General features: G+C 41.2%; 23 protein-coding genes and 2 pseudogenes. 16 read left to right on the top strand and 9 right to left on the bottom strand.

Features of this window, described 5'->3' with window-relative positions; genetic code table 11:
- From WN50_RS27265 to WN50_RS27230, 9 genes and pseudogenes are all read left to right on the top strand, one after another.
- On the top strand, positions 1-1,862 hold a 1,862-nt coding region (locus tag WN50_RS27265), incomplete at its 5' end, for an ATP-binding protein (protein WP_200906367.1).
- A gap of 11 nt (positions 1,863-1,873) precedes the next feature.
- Positions 1,874-2,956, top strand: a complete 1,083-nt coding sequence (locus WN50_RS27260; protein ID WP_046281356.1) for a response regulator — start codon at positions 1,874-1,876, stop codon at positions 2,954-2,956.
- Between the two features lie 29 nt (positions 2,957-2,985).
- Entirely contained in the window at positions 2,986-3,201 is a 216-nt protein-coding gene (locus WN50_RS27255; protein WP_046281355.1) for a type II toxin-antitoxin system HicB family antitoxin, read from the top strand.
- Between the two features lie 141 nt (positions 3,202-3,342).
- Positions 3,343-4,083 carry a Uma2 family endonuclease gene (locus WN50_RS27250; protein WP_046281354.1) on the top strand — a complete coding sequence of 247 codons (741 nt, stop codon included), beginning with the start codon at positions 3,343-3,345 and terminating at the stop codon, positions 4,081-4,083.
- A gap of 178 nt (positions 4,084-4,261) precedes the next feature.
- The gene (locus WN50_RS27245; protein WP_046281353.1) at positions 4,262-4,834 is read left to right on the top strand and encodes a Uma2 family endonuclease; all 573 of its coding nucleotides are present in this window, start codon (positions 4,262-4,264) and stop codon (positions 4,832-4,834) included.
- Positions 4,835-5,020: 186 nt separating this feature from the next.
- Positions 5,021-5,266, top strand: coding sequence for a DUF433 domain-containing protein (locus WN50_RS27240; protein ID WP_235441149.1), 246 nt, complete (start codon positions 5,021-5,023; stop codon positions 5,264-5,266).
- Positions 5,263-5,613 (top strand): DUF5615 family PIN-like protein, encoded by a 351-nt coding sequence (locus WN50_RS27235; RefSeq protein ID WP_046281351.1) that lies wholly within the window; start codon positions 5,263-5,265, stop codon positions 5,611-5,613. Before WN50_RS27240 ends, WN50_RS27235 begins: the two co-directional genes overlap by 4 nt.
- Positions 5,614-5,627: 14 nt before the next feature.
- A pseudogene (locus WN50_RS36640) lies at positions 5,628-5,735 on the top strand (Uma2 family endonuclease); the annotation flags it as partial.
- Between the two features lie 86 nt (positions 5,736-5,821).
- Positions 5,822-6,496 (top strand): Uma2 family endonuclease, encoded by a 675-nt coding sequence (locus WN50_RS27230; RefSeq protein WP_046281350.1) that lies wholly within the window; start codon positions 5,822-5,824, stop codon positions 6,494-6,496.
- Between the two features lie 87 nt (positions 6,497-6,583).
- Here the strand turns inward: WN50_RS27230 and WN50_RS27225 are convergent, their stop codons facing one another.
- The 3 genes from WN50_RS27225 to WN50_RS27215 all read right to left on the bottom strand — a co-directional run bounded on the left by WN50_RS27225 (position 6,584) and on the right by WN50_RS27215 (position 9,764).
- Positions 6,584-7,309, bottom strand: a complete 726-nt coding sequence (locus WN50_RS27225) for a rhomboid family intramembrane serine protease (RefSeq protein WP_046281349.1) — start codon at positions 7,307-7,309, stop codon at positions 6,584-6,586.
- Positions 7,310-7,456: 147 nt separating this feature from the next.
- Positions 7,457-7,993 carry a Dps family protein gene (locus WN50_RS27220; protein ID WP_046281348.1) on the bottom strand — a complete coding sequence of 179 codons (537 nt, stop codon included), beginning with the start codon at positions 7,991-7,993 and terminating at the stop codon, positions 7,457-7,459.
- Between the two features lie 172 nt (positions 7,994-8,165).
- The gene (locus WN50_RS27215; protein WP_046281347.1) at positions 8,166-9,764 is read right to left on the bottom strand and encodes an alanine/glycine:cation symporter family protein; all 1,599 of its coding nucleotides are present in this window, start codon (positions 9,762-9,764) and stop codon (positions 8,166-8,168) included.
- A 508-nt stretch (positions 9,765-10,272) separates the two neighbouring features.
- Here WN50_RS27215 and WN50_RS27210 point away from each other — a divergent pair.
- A complete protein-coding gene (locus WN50_RS27210; RefSeq protein ID WP_046281346.1) occupies positions 10,273-11,175 on the top strand; it encodes a TIGR02587 family membrane protein in 903 nt (300 codons plus the stop codon).
- On the top strand, positions 11,172-11,585 hold the full coding sequence (locus WN50_RS27205) for a TIGR02588 family protein (RefSeq protein ID WP_046281345.1): 414 nt from the start codon (positions 11,172-11,174) through the stop codon (positions 11,583-11,585). Before WN50_RS27210 ends, WN50_RS27205 begins: the two co-directional genes overlap by 4 nt.
- Positions 11,586-11,668: 83 nt before the next feature.
- Here the strand turns inward: WN50_RS27205 and WN50_RS27200 are convergent, their stop codons facing one another.
- Positions 11,669-11,884: a hypothetical protein gene (locus WN50_RS27200; protein WP_046281344.1), complete on the bottom strand. Its 216-nt coding sequence runs from the start codon at positions 11,882-11,884 to the stop codon at positions 11,669-11,671.
- Positions 11,885-11,887: 3 nt separating this feature from the next.
- Positions 11,888-13,741, bottom strand: a complete 1,854-nt coding sequence (locus WN50_RS27195) for a S8 family peptidase (RefSeq protein ID WP_046281343.1) — start codon at positions 13,739-13,741, stop codon at positions 11,888-11,890.
- Positions 13,742-13,868: 127 nt separating this feature from the next.
- On the opposite strand from WN50_RS27195, the gene WN50_RS27190 reads away from it, so the two are divergent.
- The 4 genes from WN50_RS27190 to WN50_RS27175 all read left to right on the top strand — a co-directional run bounded on the left by WN50_RS27190 (position 13,869) and on the right by WN50_RS27175 (position 16,719).
- Entirely contained in the window at positions 13,869-14,294 is a 426-nt protein-coding gene (locus tag WN50_RS27190; RefSeq protein ID WP_046281342.1) for a hypothetical protein, read from the top strand.
- A gap of 275 nt (positions 14,295-14,569) precedes the next feature.
- Entirely contained in the window at positions 14,570-15,085 is a 516-nt protein-coding gene (locus WN50_RS27185) for a hypothetical protein (protein ID WP_342586791.1), read from the top strand.
- 93 nt (positions 15,086-15,178) lie between these two features.
- Positions 15,179-16,069 (top strand): hypothetical protein, encoded by an 891-nt coding sequence (locus tag WN50_RS27180; protein ID WP_046280993.1) that lies wholly within the window; start codon positions 15,179-15,181, stop codon positions 16,067-16,069.
- Between the two features lie 203 nt (positions 16,070-16,272).
- The gene (locus WN50_RS27175; RefSeq protein ID WP_046280994.1) at positions 16,273-16,719 is read left to right on the top strand and encodes a hypothetical protein; all 447 of its coding nucleotides are present in this window, start codon (positions 16,273-16,275) and stop codon (positions 16,717-16,719) included.
- 104 nt (positions 16,720-16,823) lie between these two features.
- On the opposite strand, the gene WN50_RS37870 is transcribed toward WN50_RS27175, so the two are convergent.
- Entirely contained in the window at positions 16,824-16,958 is a 135-nt protein-coding gene (locus WN50_RS37870; protein WP_407659554.1) for a transposase, read from the bottom strand.
- A 125-nt stretch (positions 16,959-17,083) separates the two neighbouring features.
- Positions 17,084-17,197, bottom strand: a pseudogene (locus WN50_RS37865) (RNA-guided endonuclease TnpB family protein); the annotation flags it as partial.
- A 145-nt stretch (positions 17,198-17,342) separates the two neighbouring features.
- Here WN50_RS37865 and hisB point away from each other — a divergent pair.
- The gene (gene hisB / locus WN50_RS27165) at positions 17,343-17,939 is read left to right on the top strand and encodes an imidazoleglycerol-phosphate dehydratase HisB (RefSeq protein ID WP_046280996.1); all 597 of its coding nucleotides are present in this window, start codon (positions 17,343-17,345) and stop codon (positions 17,937-17,939) included.
- A gap of 25 nt (positions 17,940-17,964) precedes the next feature.
- Here hisB and WN50_RS27160 read toward each other — a convergent pair whose 3' ends face one another.
- Both WN50_RS27160 and WN50_RS27155 read right to left on the bottom strand, forming a co-directional pair.
- Positions 17,965-18,630: a hypothetical protein gene (locus tag WN50_RS27160; protein WP_046280997.1), complete on the bottom strand. Its 666-nt coding sequence runs from the start codon at positions 18,628-18,630 to the stop codon at positions 17,965-17,967.
- Positions 18,631-18,684: 54 nt separating this feature from the next.
- Positions 18,685-19,902: an RNA-guided endonuclease InsQ/TnpB family protein gene (locus WN50_RS27155; RefSeq protein WP_049561352.1), complete on the bottom strand. Its 1,218-nt coding sequence runs from the start codon at positions 19,900-19,902 to the stop codon at positions 18,685-18,687.
- Between the last annotated feature and the right edge of the window lie 271 nt (positions 19,903-20,173).

Genomic DNA, 20,173 nt, shown 5'->3' with positions numbered 1-20,173 from the left:
TATCAACTTTTGAGAAATTATTACAACTCGAACCTAATAATGCCAGAACTCTAGCCAGCTACGCCAATGTTCTCAGCCAAAATGGAGAATACCGAAAAGCGATATCAACTTATGAGAAAGCTTTAGAACTTGAACCTAATGATGTCATAAGTCTAACCAACTATGCCGACATTCTAAGAAAAATTGGAGAAACAGAAAAAGCGATTACCACTTTAGAGAAAGCTTTAGAACTTGAACCTGATGATGTCAGAACTCTAAACAGCTACGCCAATGTTCTCAGCCAAAATGGAGAATACCGAAAAGCGATATCAACTTTAGAGAAAGCTTTACAACTCGCACCTGATAATTTCAGAACTCTAACTCGCTATGCTAATATTCTCAGTCGGACTGGAAAACATGAACAAGCACTGCAATATTATGAACAAGCATTACAAATTGAGCCAAATAATACTAAAATTTTGGTTTATTATGGAAAAGCTCTGTTGAAAACTAAAAATTATGAGAAAGCTTGTACTGTTCTGGAACGTTCTACTGCTCTCTACCCCGACAATTACGCATTATTTATTTATGCTCGTTCCTTGGAAAACTTAGAGCGCTATTCCGAGGCTATCTCTCAACTTCAACAAATTAATATAGATGAGCTTCAACCCTACCATGCCAATGTTATTCGTATCACTTTGGGAAGACTACATTATGCTATCCAAGAGCGCCCCCAAGGGGATCAGTATTTTGAAGAAGCCATCAACAATTCTAGTGACAAAGAAAAAACTTTATTGTATAGTGCCAGAAGTATTCTAGCAAACGATCCCTATAGTGAACGTGCAACTAAGATGCTTCAGGAATTTACAGAGGATTCCCCTCGCTATGCTCAGGCGTATGAAATGTTAACATTAAACTTGAGTGAGCAAGATTATTTTGAGATGTTTGCAACAGATTCTAAAAGCAGTTTGAGCGATACCGAAATGTTAAACCGGGCGATGTATCATAAAATTGCCAATGAGGTTAACATTTTGAAAAGCATTGCTTATAGAATATTGCGCGTCTCCGATGGGGAATATCCTCTCTTGAATCAAATTGTTCAGGAAATTGATCGCATCTTAGATGAAATTCAAATTCGTCGAGAGCAACAACAAGCTGAAATTCAATCTATACCAGCAGATAACTATTCAGCCATTATCCATATTGTTTCTAAAACGGCTCACGATATCTCAGATTTTGTAAATAATCAACTGGCAATTCTGGAGTCAAAAACCAGACGCGCCATCCGAAAAATTGACAAAAATGACTCACAATATTCTAAATTTGAAAAGCTTCTAGAACAACTGGAATATACTCAAAATGCTTTGAACGATTTAAAAGCAATTAATGAAGGAATCACAATTCGGAAATCTCGATTCCAAGTCAAAGAATTGTTTAAAAAGTGGGCGGAGACTTCCAAGCTTGATAATGCTTCTATTTATCTGGATATTCAGAATAGTGAATCAGAATTTAACAGCGATGAGGAAAAAATTAAAAGTGCATTAAATGAGTTAGTTGAAAATTCTATCAAGCACAATGTAGAGAAAGAGAATTTAGAAATTTATATTAAGTCAGAGGATGCAATAAATCCGCCCGGAATTCGAGGAATGACTATTCCAGGTCAACAAAAATACTTACATATTCAGTTTTATGATAATGGCAAAGGTGTTCCAGATGATAGAAAAGATTGGATATTTCAACCTCTCCAAACCACATCAAAAGAAGGAAAAGGCAGTGGTTTAGGACTTTTTATTATTCGTAAAACTTTAGCGAAAATGCAAGGTCATATTTCGGAAACTGGAGAAAGTGGAGCAAGATTTGAAATTTATATTCCTTACACATAGGTAAACTCAAAATGGAAAGTACAAAAAACACTGAAAATGTTCATTTACTGCTGGTTGAGGACAATCCTCGGTTTATGAATGAGTTGCAGGAGTGGCTTGAAGATTTTGGTTATCATAATCTTGAAACTGCTTCTAATGTTGAACAAGCTCGTCAAAAACTGTCCGATCCATTTGATGTCATTATTGCAGATATGAGAATGGAAAAAGATGACAGTGGTTTTGATATTCTCGAACAAGTTAAAGAACTAAATCTCAGTTCTGTGGTCATTATTTTAACTGCAAATGATACCGTTTTTGATTGTCGAAAAGCCTTCAAGATGGGAGCGTGGGATTACATCTCAAAGAATATGCGGGGTAATGTCTTTGAAGCACTTCACGATTCTATTCAAGAAGCGATCGCCTATTTTAATCAATGGGGAAATCTTCAAAATGAACAATGGATTAATGAAAATATAGAAGAACTAGAGAATGATTATTTGGGTCAATATATTGCTGTTGTTAATAAATTTGTTATTGATGCAGCAGAAACAAAAGAAGCTCTAGAAAAGCGTATTGAAGATCGAAAGCTGCGGCGTTTCTTAACAACAATTCGCAAAATAGGCGACTACCGACCCATCTCTGAACTTGTGTCACTCCCAGAAAACCAGACTCTAGAATTCAAAAGTACATTACAATGGGATGTCAAACAGGATTGTCAGAATAAAAAGCTTTGCTTTAATGTTCTAAAAACTATTGCTGGCTTTCTTAACTCTGATGGGGGAACATTGATTATTGGAGTAGAAGATGATGGAAATATATTCGGTTTAGAAAAAGATATCTCGCTGCTGAAGAAGAAATCTATTGACGGCTTTCAGCAAAAACTTGTCGAGCTGATCACAACACATTTTGACTCAGCAATAATGCGGCTAATTAGGATTAGATTTGAAATTATTAATGGAAAGAATGTTTGTGCTGTAGAAGTCAAAAAATCCTTAATGCCTGTTTTTATGAAAGGAGAATCTACAATCCCTGAATTTTACATTCGTTCGGGTAATACCACTCGACCACTAAATGTTCAGGAGCTTTATAATCATCTAAAAAATGAATTTTCCTAGAATTATTGATTCAAGTTTTACTGATTAATATGACAAGACATTATTATGAAATAATCCTTTTCTGGAGTTCAGAAGATGAAGCGTTTATTGCAGAAGTTCCCGAACTCCCCGGATGTATGGCTGATGGTTCAACCTATCAGGAAGCGTTGCAAAATGTAGAAGTGATCATGCAAGAGTGGATCAAAACGGCTCAAGAATTAGGGCGAACCATTCCCGAACCGAAAAAACGTTTAATTTCTACTTAATTGTAGGGTGGGTGAGAAACGATAATTTAATTGGTTAAACATTAACTTGTTAATCTCACCTACCCTACTTACTGATAAAGTGATATTGTCTTTTTTAATGGGGATTGCTAAACTACGAAAATAGTAGATTTGTCTTTAAATATGACTGCTACCGTCAACGAACTAACCGCTTTTCCCGACCATACTCAACTCCCAGAGTCGGATGGTACTTTTGTGAAAAACTTCCAAGAACATCCCCAAAGCATTCTGCTAACTGACTCTATTGAACCTGTCTTACAAAAACGACATTCAGACGGACAATATTGTATCGGTCAAGACTGCGGTATTTACTGGCGGATGACAGACCCCCCCGAACGAGGTGCTATTGCTCCCGACTGGTTTTATGTTCCCAATGTTCCGCCCACGCTAGACGGTGAATTTCGGCGTTCTTATGTGTTATGGCGAGAATTAATCGCGCCGTTAATTGTCTTAGAGTTTGTATCGGGAGATGGACGAGAAGAACGGGATAAAACCCCTCTTTCCCGTTTAGAGTCTGCTGAACAAAAACCCGGAAAATTCTGGGTTTATGAACAGATCATTCGTCCCGCCTTTTATGGGATTTATGAAGTCAAAAAAGCCAGCGTTGAAGTTTATTATTTAGTTGGCGGTGAATATGAATTATTAACACCGAATGAGCGGGGTCATTATTTGATTGCACCCTTAGAAGTAGAACTGGGAATTTGGGAAGGTCAATATCAAAACTTAACGGCTCCCTGGTTGCGATGGTGGGATGCTCAAGGGAATTTATTGTTAACAGGAAATGAACGAGCAGAACGAGCAGAAACAAGAGCCGAACGACTAGCAGCACAATTAAGAGCCGCAGGAATTGAACCGGAAGTTTAGCAAGTTTGAGGACTGAAATGTAGGAGCATACTTATGTTGCATAGATGTGGAAATAAGGGGGTTACGTTGTTAATAGAAATTGTTATAATCCGGGAAAATTGCGATCGCCTCCGGCACGCTTCGCGATCGCCTATCTTATAATTTATACTAATAAATAGCCTTGAGTTGATTCATCCCCATGACAAACTTCACTTTGAACCTAGAATCAATTGAACTGACAGATGAGCAATTCTTTCAGCTTTGTCAGAATAACCGGGATTTGAAATTTGAACGAAATTATAATGGAGATTTAGTCATCATGTCACCGACGGGGGGAGAAACGGGAAGCTATAATGCGGGATTAACGGCTAAACTTTGGTTTTGGAATCAAGAAAATAAATTGGGTAAAGTTTTTGATTCTTCTACGGGTTTTAAACTCCCCAATGGTGCAGATCGTTCTCCTGATGCTGCTTGGATAACGTTAGAACGTTGGGAGAGTTTAACTGCGGAACAACGCCAAAAATTTCTTCCTTTATGTCCTGATTTTGTGATTGAATTGCGTTCGGCGAGTGACAGTTTAAAAACACTTCAAGATAAAATGCAAGAATATATTGAGAATGGTGTTCGTCTTGGATGGTTAATTAACCCTCAATCTCGTCAAGTCGAAATCTATCGCCCAAATCAAGAGGTTCAGGTGTTAGAGTCTCCAACAATGTTATCGGGAGAAGATGTTTTACCGGCTTTTATTCTCAATCTTCAAGAAATTTGGTAAGTTGTAGGGTGAGAAACGATAATTTAATTGCTTAAACACTAACTGGTTAATCTCACCCACCCTACTTATTGGTAAGTTAATTTAATAGGAAATGTTAGAATCCGGGAACAGTGCGATCGCAGACTGTGATGTTCATTGAATCGAACTAAACTTGTGCTACTGTTGTTAATAAGAACTGGAGAATAAATGATGATAGAAGCACACCAACAGTTAATCATTTCCGATCCGCAAGTAATGATGGGAAAACCCGTTATTGCTGGTACTCGAATAACCGTTGAGTTAATTCTCGAAAAACTCGCCTCTGGTGAAACCCCAGAACAAATTCTTGCTTCTCATCCCCGACTAACCTCAGAAGCCATTCAAGCTGCTTTAAAATTTGCAGTTGAAGCGTTAAGAGCAGATGTGATTTATCCTGTGGAGAAAGCCGTGTGAAATTTGTAGCTGATGAAGGTTTAGATGCTCAGATTGTTGAACGCTTGCGACTAGCAGAATACCGAGTCTGGTACATTGCGGAAATGGAACCCGGAATTTCTGATGATGCTGTGCTAAATTTAGCAAATCAAGAGAATGCTGTTTTGTTAACGGTTGATAAAGATTTCGGTGAATTAGTATTTCGCTTGAGACGTATTGCTACGGGTGTTGTCTTAATTCGATTATCTGGATTATCTACAACTCGCAAAGCTGAAATTGTTTCTCAAGTCATTAGTCAACACGAAGAAGAATTATTCGGTGCTTTTACTGTAATTACACCATCAACTGTCCGAATTCGTAAGGTCTAATTGATAAAAGTTTTGAAATTTATCGTCAAAATCAAGAGGTTCGGGTGTTAGAGTCTCCAACAACGTTATCGGGAGAAGATGTTTTACCGGGTTTTATTCTCAATCTTCAAGAAATTTGGTAAGTTGTAGGGGTGATCAACGATAACTTAATTGGTTAAACACTAACGGATTAATTTCACCCACCCTACTTAACATTATCTAAATTATTATGGTTCAAGCAATCCCCTCTCCTCCCAATTCTGTAGATTATCAGCTAATTTTATATGATGTCAGTTGGGAAACCTACGAAAAACTATTGGAGATTTTTGCAGAGCGTTCGACTCCCAGACTAACTTATTATAAAGGAACGTTAGAATTAATGACACCTCTACCCGAACATGAAACTTACAGTTGGACGCTGGGAAGGTTGGTGGTTGTTCTTTCGGAAGAATTGGGGTTGGAAATTCGGGGTTTGAAGTCAACAACATGGCGATCGCAACCGAAACAAGCGGGTAAAGAGGCGGATGAATGTTTTTATATTCAGAATGAAGCCAAAGTTCGCGGAAAGTTAAATATTGATCTCCGCACAGATCCGCCACCGGACTTGGTGATTGAAATTGATTTAAGTAGTTCTTCAATGGATAAAATGGCTATTTATGCGGAACTGGGTATTCCCGAGGTTTGGCGTTGGCGAAATGGAAACTTGAGCGTTCATTTATTACAGGATGGGAAAGAATATATCGAGTCAGAAACCAGTTTGGCTTTTGAATCCTTTCCGGTAAAAGAGTTAAGAAAATTTATCACCCCAGATTTGCAGAAAGGTGAAAATGCGAGAATGCGAGAGTTTAGAAAATGGGTGCGATCGCAGTTATCGAATGAAATTAATCAAGAAAAAAGAACATGAGTTGATCATGTCCTTTGGAGTGTTGGGATACAGGTAAAAACTCTAATTTTTGTAGCGATTTAAAAGAGAGTTTTAATTGCTATTAAACTACCAATCTACTATCGAATCTTCGTTGTAAGAGGTGCGGGAAAATAACCCTAATAAGAACGCTAATACTGCACCAAAGATAAAGCCGCCTGCGTGCGCCCAATAGGCAACACCGCCGCTATCCATTCCGACTGCGGTTTGAACTTCTAACATAGAAATTCCGCTAAAAGCTTGTTGAACAAACCAAAATCCTAAGAAAAGAAAGGCGGGAACTCGGATAGTGTAAAAGAAGATTCCCAGAGGAATTAAGGTTAATATTCTCACTTTGGGAAACTTCAGAATATAAGCCCCCATTACCCCAGCAATTGCACCACTCGCCCCCAAAGAAGGAATCGCTGATTCTGTTGCTAAAATATATTGAGAAAGAGCTGCCAAAGCCCCACAAGTTAAGTAGAAAATGATAAATTTAACGCCTCCAAGTTCTTCTTCGATGTTATTTCCAAAAATCCACAGAAATAACATATTAAAGCCAACGTGAATAAAGCTAGCGTGAAGAAACTGAGAGGTAAACAGAGTCAAAAACTCAGGAACAGGTTGATGAACTGAAATTCCGTTAAAACTGGCGGATAACTCTTGGGGAACAACGGCAAAGAGATGAAAGAAATTATTCAGTTGATCCGGTGATAAAATTAACTCGATCAAAAATATCAGAACATTTAAACCAATGAGAACATAGGTAACAATTGGTGTAATGTGAATCGGATTTTCGTCTTTTAATGGAACCATGCGTTTTTGATGAAAATGTCTAGTTTGAGATGAACCGAATTATTTTCAAAAGTCTGAAGCCAGACTCAAAGTTTCTGACTCCAAACTTCAAGCTTAAATTAGGCATCAATCACTAATTCCAGCCTAATTGGTATTAGCACCTGAATCTTACTTCATTCCAGCTTTAATGCGATCGCTCGGAATTTTGCCGCTCGGTTCTAACTGTTCTCCCTCTAGGAAAGAACGCAACATCCACGCCATTTCTTCATGTTGTTCCATCAATCCCGTTAAGAAATCAGCCGTTCCTTCATCATGGAATTCTTCAGAACAGCGATCAATATTTTCGCGTAAATTCCGAATAATTTGTTCGTGATCGTTGACTAAACGTAGTACCATTTCGTTCGCATTCGGCAAATCTCCAGCGTGTTCTCGAATGCTTGCTTTATCTAAAAATCCTTGTGCAGTACCAATCGGATAACCGCCTAACATCCGTGTACGTTCGGCTGTAGCATCAATACTAACAGTTAAAGCTTCGTAGTGTTCTCCCCACAGTTCATGTAGCGTGCGGAATTGAGGCCCAATTACATCCCAATGATATTTTTTGGTTTTAATTAACAGCAGATACATATCTGCTAAACTAACATTCAATAATTCAATCACACCTTGACGTTGTTCGTCTGTTAAACCAATATTGATCTTAGGCATAAATAAAAACCTTTTTCTGGAGTCATCACAACCATTACACCAAAAAAGCACAAGGTTTTTCATCTATCGTTTGAGGGAACTTCGATAAATCGTCAAGATTTTCTCTAACTTTAGGAATAAATTGGCGGCTGTAGAGACGTGCTGATGGCACGCCTTTACAGAAAAATAGGGATTAACTAGAGGTTTCTCGAGAATAAACAGGCATTTGTCCTGAGTTGAGACGGTTCATATAATCGCTGAGTGCAGATGCGAGTTTTCCTGATAATATATAGCAGCCTAGCAAGTTAGGAAATGCCATTGCGAGCAACATCATATCGCTAAAATCCAACACTGAGCCTAAATTCACAACTGAACCAATAAACACACAGGCGACATAAATGGCTTTATAAATAATTACACTGGCTGCACCAAACAGATAACCCCAAGCTTTTTCGCCGTAATAACTCCAAGAAATCATCGTTGAAAAAGCAAATAAAACGACTGCAATGGCTAAAATAATTGGAAACCAACTGATCACCGAACTAAACGCCGCCGCCGTCAATTCAACGCCATTTAATTCCGTTGCAGTGGTATTGCGATAAACACCTGTAATCACAATCGTTAAACCTGTTAAATTGCAGATGACAATGGTATCGATAAACGGTTCAAGTAAGGCGACAATTCCTTCTCGTAACGGTTCATCGGTACGGGCGGCTGAATGGGCGATCGCGGCTGAACCCATTCCGGCTTCGTTAGAAAAAGCACTGCGTCGCACCCCTTGAACTAATGTTCCGATAAACCCGCCGCCGACAGCTTCGGGAGCAAAAGCTTGTGTAATAATAGTGCCGAATGCCGCCGGAATTTCGATTAAATTGCTTAATAAAATCCACAAACAAACCAATACATAAATGACTGCCATTGCCGGAACTAATCTCGCCGTAACCGATGCAATTCGATGAATTCCTCCAATAATTACAAACCCAACTAATGCCGCTACAACTAATCCAAAAACCCAATTGGGTAAAGCCGGAATAATCCCGGCTAATGCGGCATAAGCTTGGTTCGCCTGGAACATATTTCCGCCGCCCATACTGGCTAAAATGCAGAGAATAGCAAATAATATCGCCAGTCCATTTCCGAGAGGGCGTAAACCTCGTTCACCTAAGCCTTTGGATAGATAATACATCGGTCCGCCTGCAACGGTGCCATCCGGTTGGATGCGGCGATACATTTGGGCGAGACTGCATTCAACAAATTTACTCGACATCCCAAAAAAGCCGCCCAGCGTCATCCAAAAAATCGCCCCAGGGCCACCGACTTGTACCGCGATCGCAACCCCAGCAATATTTCCCAGTCCAACGGTTCCCGAGAGGGCGGTAGCGAGGGCTTGGAAGTGGGAAACATCCCCTTCATCATCAGGGTTATCATATTTACCTGTGACGACATCAATTGCGTGTTTAAAGGCGCGAATATTGACAAAACCCATCCGCAGTGTGAAGAAAATTGCCCCGATCATCAACCACAATACAATAAAGGGAAAACCGAAGATTTCCAAGAAGAAGATTTGGGCGAGAAAGTTCACCATCTGGGAAAACACCGCATCCAGCAAACCGAGAAATCCTGATGGCTTGGTTGTCGCTTCTTCTGCTGCGATCGCTAGAGTTGGTACAAGCGGAATTAACAGTAACAATAGCCCATAACTGCTACTTAAACTGCGTTTCAATGTTGTCAAAAGGCGACGCTGAGAGGCTTGACGATCCTTTTTTGAGTTGATTCTGTTCCGGTTTATCATTGCTCTGTATTACTTTTTTTTAGTGTACTGCAAAAATTTTAGAGAATCAGATAAATTAGTTTATCATTGGTTTGCCTAATTTTGTATATCGTCATCTACAGTCAACGACTTGTGAATCAATCAGCCGCTTCTTTGAGAAACTGAAGATTTCCGGTTCATCCCTGATTTAAGGAGTGATGTCATTAAAGAACATTATCAAACTTTGATTCACCCAAAATTAACTCAGGTTTGCCGAGTTTTTTGATCGTTAAATTCTCTTGTTCAGTGAATTTTATCTAGGGATTCTTGATCTTTTTCTTGAATAAATTTTAATACAATTCAGCCCTATGGACTATTTGATAAGATAGAGTCAGGCCAATGCTTTACAGTAAACCAACTCTAACTTGATTAACACAAGCAATTTTAGTCGGGGTATAATAAAAAGATTATCTCTACTCAGATCAAGCGATTAATCTCAGTCGATCTCAAGGAGAGGAAAAACTCACATCACGGTTGACGAATTGAGTCAATGATCAAAAAGATCCATAATCTACGACTAAATCCGGTTTGGCAAAAAGAAATTAATGATATTATTCGAGGAGCAGCCGGAGGTTTCCTCTTTGGAATTCCGTTACTATATACCTTTGAAGTTTGGCAAGCAGGTTCTTATTTACAGCCTCCTTTGATGCTCTGTATTTTAGCAGTAACCTACTGTGTTGTTTTATTTTTTAATCGGATTGAAGGCTTTCGGCGAAAAAAACGAAAGACCTTCAGTGATGCTTTTTTTGAGAGTATAGAAGCTTTGGCAATTGCAGTTGTCTGTGCTACCCTGATTATGATTCTGTTACAGCGAATTACCTTACAAACGTCTTTAGAAGAAGCTTTAGGAAAAATTATATTCGAGAGTGTTCCTTTTGCAATCGGTGTGGCTTTGAGTCGATTGATTTTGAGTGAAGATGAGCCGAATAATTCTTCAGATGATCAAGATAAAAATCAACATTCTACTTTCAAGAAAAGCTCTAAAAAAGCAAGAGTTAATGATACATTATCCGACTTAAGTGGAACAATGACGGGAGCCATGATTATTGCTTTTAGTATTGCACCGACAGATGAAGTCACGGAATTAGGCGTTGCGTCTTCTCCGCCTTGGCTAATTGCCATTATTTTTGCATCTTTACTCATTTCCTATATGATTGTTTTCGTGGCTGGTTTTTCTCGACAGAAAGAACGTAGACAGCACCAAGGACTCTTTCAAGCCCCCGAAAGTGAAACGATTTTCTCTTACTTAATTTCTCTATTAGCTTCCGTTCTAATGTTGTTGTTTTTTCAAAAATTAAGTTTCGCTGATCCTTGGTTTCTCTGGATGCGTTATACTATTTTATTAGGACTTCCCGCAAGTATTGGTGGTGCAGCAGGACGTTTAGCCGTATGAGTGAAAGTGATCCCAATTCCAAACCGATTCAACGTCGTTCTTTTCCTGAACGTTTAAGCTTTGGAATTGCAATTTCTATTCTAGGATTGCTAATATTTCTGATTCTTTATCAATGGAAAGTTCAAGAAGATCAACCTCCCATTTTGTCCGTGATAGTCGAGCAAGAAATTCGCCAGTTTGGAACTCAATTTTATGTTCCCTTCACGGTTTCTAATACAGGAGGCGAAACCGCAACTGCTGTTCAAATTCTTGCAGAACTTCAAATCGAAGAGGAAAATATTCAACAAGCAGGCGAACAACAAATAGACTATCTCTCTGGGGGTGAAGAAGCATCAGGTGCTTTTATTTTTACTCGCAACCCAAAAGAAGGAAAATTAATCATCCGAGTTGCAAGCTACAAACTTCCCTAAAGGTTTTATCGATAACTCTAGTCAGGGCTGTAGCTGTACCGAAATACAACTACAAACCCCTTCAATAACGACCAACCCTGAAATTATTCCTTCACTTTAAAGGTTTTCACTTCTAACACCGGGCCGATCATTGCAGTCGTAAAAACATCCTCACGAACTTCACCTTCAACCTCTACTTTTAACCCCTTCTTTTTCAGGTCAGAAGGCGCATCTTTAAGTTCGTAAGTTTTGTCATCCGTCACTAACGCCCAAGCGCCAGTTCCGAACCCTTTGTGTTCAATTTTGCCTTGAATTTTCATGGTTTATATTGTCCTTGTTTCAGCTTTTAGGGCTAAAGACGCCAATCCTAAACACAACAAAGCATTAACGGCGAGGAAACCTTGGGCGACTATTCCCGAACCCAATCCCCAAACAGCCGGAGAAATAAACGCCGAAACTCCTAAACAACTGGCAACCCCGATAGTCGTACCAATGGCGATCCATTTCCAAGTTGGATGTCCGAGGAACAAAACAACGAGAATTGCCGGAATAAATACACTAGCAAAAATCGGGTTTAATAGACTATTTCCAGCGATCGCATTTCCCAATTCTGGCAGCGAACTTCCCATCATTCGCATCGGCCATTGAGGAAGATCAAAGATATAGAATCCTCGTAGGAAAAATAAACCGCTAGAACCTGCAACCAAGCCACTCATCATGGAAAAACTCCATTGGAAGGGGAAGTAATTTCGCAGGAACCAAGCCAATAAATAAGAACCCAACACCATGCCAATCTTCGGTAATAACGCCACAGCGCCGCCATCGATCCAAAAACGAGGATTGAGATAACCGCTATCGCGCAACCATCGGAAGAAGTCACGGAAGGTAATTTGTCCTTTCAGCGCCAGTTGTACCGCACTTCCTGCGTCTACATGACCTGCACCAAAATGGTTGAGGGGGTCTTCTTCTACCTTGCGGGCAGATTCTTTGATCACACGGGCGACATCTTCAGGTTCAGTAATACCCGATGCTTTAATTAACGCCGCAATTCCAGCAACGTGAGGGGATGCCATACTGGTTCCCTGAAATGCAGCAAACGTTGATCCGCCTGTTGTCAGATCAATGGTTTCTTGGAGAATACCGCCTGCTGTATTTTCATCTTCAGTTAAACCACCCGGGGCAGCAATATCAACCCCAGCCCCAAAATTGGAATAGGGGGTTTTCTTGCCTGTCGCATCTAAAGCCGCAACGCCAATCACTTTCGGATAACGGGCGGGATATCCGGCTGCGTTTTGTCCAGAGTTTCCGGCGGCAGCTACGATGACAACGCCTTTGTCATAAGCATAATCAATCGCCTCTTGCATTAACTGGCTTTCACCGCCACCACCAAGACTCATGTTAATCACGTCAGCGCCATTGTCCGCCGCAAATTTAATCGCTTCGGCAATATCAGCAACCGTACCGCCACCGCCTGCGCTTAAGACTTTTAACGGCATGATTTTCGCGTTGTAGGCAACTCCAGCCACACCGTAACCGTTATTCGTTGATTGGGCAACCGTTCCAGCGACGTGGGTACCATGACCGTTATCATCGGACGCTTCCGTGCGATCATTAACAAAATCGTAGCCGCCCACGAATTCCGTATCTTTTAAATCAGGAACTTGACTGACTCCAGTATCAATCACGGCTACAGTTACGCCTTCGCCATGAGTTTCACTCCAAGCGGTTTCGATATTGATACTGCGGAGGTTCCACTGTTGACCGTAAAGGGGATCGTTGGGAATGCTACCATAAAAGGGAACAGCATCAGTGCTAGGAACAGCATCATAGAGTACGCCGTTGTCGAAGTCTGTACTGTAACCGATAGAGTAGATATAGTTGGGTTCGATGTATTCGGTGTTCTTCGCTTGAGCTTTTCTCAAGGATTTGAGCAGTTGCTTGTTACCGCGAACAATGTAAATATTGTCGGATGTTGAGAATTCGCTGTTGAGATAGGGAATCACTTGATACTTTTGAGCGATCGCCTGAATTTGATTCGTAATCTCAGCTTGCCCAATCTCTTCGCGAAAGTCTAGTACAATCGAATCATATGTGCCTCGGGCAGCCAAACCGGAGAAACTAGACACGGCCCAGCCAAGCCCAATTAAGAATAAGCACAGCAGAAAAAATCTTTTCATCATTCGTTATCCTGCGTTACGGGTTATTCGTCGAAAGAGTCCCAGACAAATAACGTAGTTCTCCCATTGTATCTATCCCGATAGAGTAACGAATGAGAATTGAGTGCCAATTTATGCAGGGTAAGCTATGGAACGAGGTTTGTTATGGCTTCCGCTACTGATTGTTTTCTTTGGGTTAGCCTGGTCAGGTTGGAATGAATACCAAAAGGTTGAAGCCTATCGTGAATGGGCGAAGACGTTTGAAAAAGCCAAGTATGATATCTATGCCGTATTGGGTTTAAAAGGGACTGAACTGACTTGGGGAAAGCCCACGCGAACAGGCCCGATTAATCTGCTAACCCTGTCGTTAGAAGATGTACAATCAATTTGGCTCGTCGTTGATCATCACTCGGTTGATTTGGATTCTCCCCCAGAAAAGGGTAAGGAGATCGAGTTGGAATTTCAGTTAAAACTTGAAGCAACTCCGGTTCGGGTTCCCTTTACAGAAATTCCTCTCGCTGCTCAATGGGGCAAATTTCTCAACCAACAACTTGAAATAGGCAACAGGCAATAGGCAACAGGCAAGAGTTTTGTAGGGGCGGGTTCTCAATTGATGTATGTTTCTGACAAATAACCTGTATAAACCCGCCCCCCACCCCAGCCGGTTATCGGGCTTTGGCGGGTTGATCTAACTTACTACTGGGAAACAGAGATCATTGCAGAACCCGCCCCTACAGGACTTTTTTACTGGTGACTGTCTAAATCCCTCCAGAAGAAGATGTCAACGATGCCGTTGAGTTCTAGAATAGAGGGATAATTTTTCCCGTTCCTTTACCTTCTCAGAGAGTGATGATGATGATCTTCAAACGTTTACCGAGTATTCTCATCGCCTGTGTGTTAGCGTTGTCGCTGTTTGTTTCCGGTTGTAGTTCAACGACGACGACTTCTGCTCCCCCAACGACGAGTCAACCGACTTCAGGAGGCAACAAAACGATAGCGGCTGAACCGGTCTCCGGAGGCTCGTTTAACAAATTCTTCCCGAAAAGTGAGGGAGACTATAAACTTACTTATCGTCAAGAAAAATCAGGGTTTGCTCAAGCTAAATTGTCACAGGGGAGTACAGATTTAGCTTTACTTTCTATTAATGATGTTGCTAGTAATCCCAGTGCGGTTTCTAAGTTTCGAGAAAGTAGTAAAAAGATTGCTGGATATCCCGCAGTCACTCAGGGTAAAAATACAACCGCTATTTTAGTTGCTGAGCGCTATCAAGTCAAAGTTACTTCTCAGTCGGATTCTTTTACAGAAAGCGATCGCGAAGAATGGTTAGTCAACTTTAATCTGACGGGTTTAGCCCGAGTCAAATAATCTCGAAATTGCCAGAATAAACAATAGAAATTATCGATTTTTTTTGTTTAATTCACTGAAGAAAACTACCCTCTATTAACAAGGAAAACAACTGTGAGCCAATCCATTATTAAGTTGGTCGATGAGCTTCCCACAGACAATATTACAACTAAAGCCCTACACGCCCTAGATTTTGTGATTCCGGGGGAATGGGATAATTTGGTCGGGTTTGACAATACTATCCGTACTGTTACCGGAGAAGACGACGAAGACCTAATTCAGCAAATCCGCGATCGGGCTGTAATCCTATTCAATGATAAGTCAGAAGGCTATCAACGGGCTTTGTGGCTTTATCAAACGATTAGCGGATCGGGTCGGGCGATCGGTACGGCTACTCTTGCCAATATGGTGGGAGGCAAAATTCCTCTGGTGGGAGGTTTGTTGACGAGTCTGACTCCTAAACCTGCCAAAGCCCAAACGATAGATCTCTCACTGAAAGTTGTTGGGGAATTATTGGGTTTCTGCGCGATCAATGGCATTCCGGGAGATAGTATTGGTGACTTTGTTGGATCTTTGGGGGATTATAGCGGGGACGCTTTGATGCGGATGGCGGCTTTAGTTTGTTTTGATGGGTTAATTCCTTTGGGGCCTGATTTTATACAAGCTGTTTCAGAATGGATCGAACGACTTTCCCCTTCAGACTTAGAGGAAAACCCTGGCTTCAAAGAAATGGAAGACGCAATTCCTGGGGAGAGTAAAAGTAGTAAGTTGGGCTTTATTGGAGAAGCGTTTTCTTCGGTTTCCGGTTGGATGGGAGATTTTGTCAGCGATCGCGGTATTACCCCTACAAATGTTGCTAATAGCTTGCAAAGTTTTGTAGAATTTAGCGATAATAAATTGGATTATTTGGGTGCATTCCTGGATATGAGTACCAATTATTATGAACATACGGGAATTCAAACCCTGGCTCGTCGTTTAGTTGAACGGGCTTATGCGGAAATTTAACAAACTTAATGGGTTGAACCTCTGAATTGATCAAACCTGGATTTCAACAGGCTTACAGGCTGTTATAAGTTGTTTAAAGCCCCTATTTTAGTTGAATAGATTGAACTTTGACAGCCTGTCTTTTGACGCGCTTTAACCTGCGACTTACAATCCCTCTATTGCTTTTCTAGCGATTGTTGCAGATAGAGGAGTTGCGTTGTGAGATGAGCGCGAAATATTGGATAACAATTGTGATGGCGATCGCGATGATTGTCACTGGAAATCGACTAGGACTGACTCACGAATCTCAGGGAAATCACCCTCACGAACCGATGGAAATTCCCGAGGGTCAACCCGTTCCAACCGTTGATTTAGTGGTTCATCCTGATAACGTTAGAGGATGGAATCTTGAAGTCAAAGTCTCGAATTTCCGCTTTGCCCCCGAACAGGCCAGCCGCGAAGCCCGCCCCGGAGAAGGACACGCTCACTTGTATGTGAATGGGGAAAAAATAACGAGAATTTATGGGAATTGGTATTATCTCAGCACCCTCAAACCCGGACAAAATCAACTGCGAGTCAGTTTAAGTACCAACGATCATCAAGATTTAGTCCATCAGGGTCAAGCGATTGAGGATGTTGAAATGATTCAAGTGGAGGCTGAGGCTAATTAAGCCCTAAATCAACCCGGTTTCTGAGGACAAGTCTAAGATTTCGGGTCTTCCGTAGTTACTGTGCTAAATTTTTAGGCAAATGCCAGAAGAGTAAAGCTCTTAATTCACGCATTACTAAAATTCCTCAAGCCAAATCCACAACGTTTTAGCAATTTCAGTTTGTTATTAATACCTTCAACTATTCCATCAATAAGTCTATTGACATCCTCTCCGTCGTAAACAACGGAGATTCCAAACATCACTATTTGGGCTTCCTCTTTCTATGAGTTGACTTACAAGGATTGGGTTTCCCCGCCACTGCCGAGATCAGTCTCTCGGGAGGCGTTGATTTCCGTCTGCCCGACGGTATTTTCAAAACAGATATATTTATCCATGCTTTGATGATGCTGTTACGAACAAACCTACCAGTACGGATAGCTTCGTCTAACTTTCTGTACTGGTATTGGGTTCCTTGCAGCTTCATTTCATACACAAGCATAGATTATCGGCATCAAGCCACGATAAACTATTGTAGCACAAAAATAATCCGTCGTGAACGACCTTGCTCTAAACCTGCTTCTCTTGGTAAGCTTGTAGGTTGAAAGTTTTGTAGAATAAGGGTTGTACAGTTTACCTTTTAACTAATCTTGAGTCCCCGCACAGCAACCGTCAAACGGACAACCAAGGAAACCGATGTCACCGTAACAGTGAATTTAGACGGTATCGGCACCTGTCAAGCCAACACAGGCATTCCTTTCCTCGATCATATGTTGCAGCAAATCGCCTCTCACGGCTTGATAGATTTGCAGGTGCAAGCCGTCGGAGATCTAGAAATAGATGATCACCACACCAATGAGGATGTCGGAATTACGCTCGGACAAGCCCTCGCCAAAGCTTTAGGCGATCGCATTGGAATTACTCGGTTTGGTCATTTTGTCGCCCCCCTGGATGAAGCTTTAATTCAGGTGGCGTTGGATTTTTCTGGGCGTCCTCATCTGAGTTATGGCTTAGAGATTCCCACTCAACGGGTTGGCACCTATGATACCCAGCTTGTGCGAGAATTTTTTGTCGCCCTGGCTAATAATAGTTTGATGACTCTGCATATTCGTCAGTTAGACGGGATTAATTCCCATCACATTATTGAAGCGACGTTTAAAGCCTTAGCGCGATCGCTACGAATGGCTGTAGAAATTGATCCCCGACGTGCAGGAACGATTCCCAGTTCAAAAGGAGTTCTCTAGCAAAGATCTAAGAGTTGATCAAATTTTAAATTTTTCCTTGACTCGAACAGGGTTTACCGTCAGGGCTGTTGCCATAAAAACAGGGATTTAAAACCAATAAACCTGCGCTTCCAACCAAGAGTAACATCATCAACACAGAGACATCTGCCGGAGATTGGAGGGGGTTAACGACTAAGGGCAGTTGCTCTTGAGAAAATAAGGTATTATCGGGTGTGTTGGCGGCATACTCGATTCCATAAACACCTTGATTCTCGGATGAACCTTCAGGCGTGCTAACTTGTCGGTTCCAAACCTGTAAAGCTTGGGATTTGAGTTGTTGGCGGCTTCGGGCGAAAAAGTTCAGTCCTTCGATACCGTAAACTTTCTCTTGGTTTTGACTGATTGCTTTTTCTCCCCAGCTAAAGACTTCTAAATCTTCTTTCGTCCAGGAATAGTCGCCCCAACTGGCTTCAAAGGAGTCTAACTCCGATAATTCCACCAGGCCATTGGCGTTTTTGTCTGTTCCTTCAAACACGCCCGAGAGTTGATGATCCCCAATTTGTTGCTGAAACTGAAAACGATGAGTTGGAAGCGGCATGATATTAATAAATCCCAAGCTGATCGCGACACCTCCAGCTAAAGCTAGTGATGAAACAAAATTGTGCTTGAGAGCATTTGCACTTTGGAAAACCTTGAACTGTTGCTTGTGCATAACCTTGACATCCTCCACCTCCAAATCTTTGATTATGGAGGCGGATTCCCATCATTACTGATGAGAATTCCTGGCTCTACGAGCAACCTTACTTTTTGGGATTTCTCCCTCTAAGCAGTGGATCATCTCATCCCCAGGCGTTACTTTCCGAGTGCCCCTCGGTAGTTGTGCTAACCCTTGCAATGCTTTCATCAAAATATTAATGGCGGCATTTGTGTCACGGTCATCTAAATAACCGCAATGTGGGCATTGATGTGTGCGAGTGGACAAAGTTTTCTTAACTTCTTGTCCGCAATTGGAACAGTTTTGAGATGTGTAATGAGGTGCAACAGCAATCACTGGCACATCAAACACTTTCCCAAAATACTCCAACCACTGTCTAAACAATGTCCAACTAGCATCAGATATTGATTTAGCTAAATTGTGGTTCTTAACCATATTCCGCACTTTTAGGTCTTCAATGGCTACCAAATCTGCCGATAGGATAAGCGCCCAAGCAGTCTTTACTGCAAAGTCTTTACGCCGCCTTGATATCTTGAGATGCGTTTTACCTAATTTCTTAATGGCTTTGAAGCGATTTCTTGACCCTTTAGTTCTACGAGAAACACGTTTTTGTGCGCGTTTTAAAGACTTCTCGGCTTTTCTCAAGAACCTTGGGTTTTCTACTTTTTTACCATCAGAGTCAGTGTAGAAATAGTTTAAACCAACATCTATGCCTAGCATCCGATTAGTGGGTTTATGTTGTTCATTTCGCTCTTGGTCGATGGAAAACTGAACATAATATCCATCGGCTCGACGCACAACACTCACTCGTTTAATCTGCTTTTTCTGGTAAAAATGTAAATCGCGAGTTCCCCACATCTTAAAGGTTCCAGCTTTAAAACCATCCCTAAATGTAATGGTTAATCGATCATCCGATAACACCCATCCATCAACTTTGTACTCGACTGAGCCATGAGTTTGATGTTTCTTGAACTTAGGAAAGCCTTTCAAGCCCGGAACCTTTTTCTTGCAATTATCAAAAAACCTAGCAATAGCACTCCATGTCCTTTCAGCACTAGCTTGACAGGCTTGCGCTGAGAGCTTCTTGCACCATTGAAATTGTTCTCTGAGTATTTTGCAATATTTGTTCAAATCATACCTGTTGACCCCTTTGTTATCCATCCAGTATCTCAGGCAGCTATTACGCACGAAACGAGCAGTTCTAATCATCTCATCCAAGATGACGTACTGCTCGTCTGTTCCTCGTAATTTAGCCTCGAATACTAACATGGCTATTTTTAACTCTATGCCATTAAGTTTGGCATAGGATACTGAGATTTTGACATACTCCCCATTTCTAAAGAAAGGGGATTCTCCAAGCCTCACGGCTTTGGATTACTGATTCATTGACAACCCTTACAGCAAGCTAGTTTCCTAACCTACTCCAGAGGGGTGAGTCTCCCCAGTCGTTCATCCCATTTCAGAGATAGTTTCGGTATGCCCTACCGTACTTGAGAAAAAAATGCTTTGTTCTCTGTACTTGGTGCTTTAAGGTTTTATC

This window comes from Limnoraphis robusta CS-951, from assembly GCF_000972705.2.
This window is presented reverse-complemented; position numbering and strand designations above follow the sequence as displayed.

What these genes read in the sequence shown, in the direction of transcription:
- WN50_RS27260 (WP_046281356.1), top strand. Translation starts at nt 1,874, where the DNA reads ATGGAAAGTACAAAAAACACTGAAAATGTTCATTTACTGCTGGTTGAG.
- WN50_RS27255 (WP_046281355.1), top strand. Translation starts at nt 2,986, where the DNA reads ATGACAAGACATTATTATGAAATAATCCTTTTCTGGAGTTCAGAAGAT.
- WN50_RS27250 (WP_046281354.1), top strand. Translation starts at nt 3,343, where the DNA reads ATGACTGCTACCGTCAACGAACTAACCGCTTTTCCCGACCATACTCAA.
- WN50_RS27245 (WP_046281353.1), top strand. Translation starts at nt 4,262, where the DNA reads ATGACAAACTTCACTTTGAACCTAGAATCAATTGAACTGACAGATGAG.
- WN50_RS27240 (WP_235441149.1), top strand. Translation starts at nt 5,021, where the DNA reads ATGATGATAGAAGCACACCAACAGTTAATCATTTCCGATCCGCAAGTA.
- WN50_RS27230 (WP_046281350.1), top strand. Translation starts at nt 5,822, where the DNA reads ATGGTTCAAGCAATCCCCTCTCCTCCCAATTCTGTAGATTATCAGCTA.
- WN50_RS27225 (WP_046281349.1), bottom strand. Translation starts at nt 7,309, where the DNA reads ATGGTTCCATTAAAAGACGAAAATCCGATTCACATTACACCAATTGTT.
- WN50_RS27220 (WP_046281348.1), bottom strand. Translation starts at nt 7,993, where the DNA reads ATGCCTAAGATCAATATTGGTTTAACAGACGAACAACGTCAAGGTGTG.
- WN50_RS27215 (WP_046281347.1), bottom strand. Translation starts at nt 9,764, where the DNA reads ATGATAAACCGGAACAGAATCAACTCAAAAAAGGATCGTCAAGCCTCT.
- WN50_RS27210 (WP_046281346.1), top strand. Translation starts at nt 10,273, where the DNA reads ATGATCAAAAAGATCCATAATCTACGACTAAATCCGGTTTGGCAAAAA.
- WN50_RS27205 (WP_046281345.1), top strand. Translation starts at nt 11,172, where the DNA reads ATGAGTGAAAGTGATCCCAATTCCAAACCGATTCAACGTCGTTCTTTT.
- WN50_RS27200 (WP_046281344.1), bottom strand. Translation starts at nt 11,884, where the DNA reads ATGAAAATTCAAGGCAAAATTGAACACAAAGGGTTCGGAACTGGCGCT.
- WN50_RS27195 (WP_046281343.1), bottom strand. Translation starts at nt 13,741, where the DNA reads ATGAAAAGATTTTTTCTGCTGTGCTTATTCTTAATTGGGCTTGGCTGG.
- WN50_RS27190 (WP_046281342.1), top strand. Translation starts at nt 13,869, where the DNA reads ATGGAACGAGGTTTGTTATGGCTTCCGCTACTGATTGTTTTCTTTGGG.
- WN50_RS27185 (WP_342586791.1), top strand. Translation starts at nt 14,570, where the DNA reads ATGATGATGATCTTCAAACGTTTACCGAGTATTCTCATCGCCTGTGTG.
- WN50_RS27175 (WP_046280994.1), top strand. Translation starts at nt 16,273, where the DNA reads ATGAGCGCGAAATATTGGATAACAATTGTGATGGCGATCGCGATGATT.
- WN50_RS37870 (WP_407659554.1), bottom strand. Translation starts at nt 16,958, where the DNA reads ATGTTTGGAATCTCCGTTGTTTACGACGGAGAGGATGTCAATAGACTT.
- WN50_RS27160 (WP_046280997.1), bottom strand. Translation starts at nt 18,630, where the DNA reads ATGCACAAGCAACAGTTCAAGGTTTTCCAAAGTGCAAATGCTCTCAAG.
- WN50_RS27155 (WP_049561352.1), bottom strand. Translation starts at nt 19,902, where the DNA reads ATGTTAGTATTCGAGGCTAAATTACGAGGAACAGACGAGCAGTACGTC.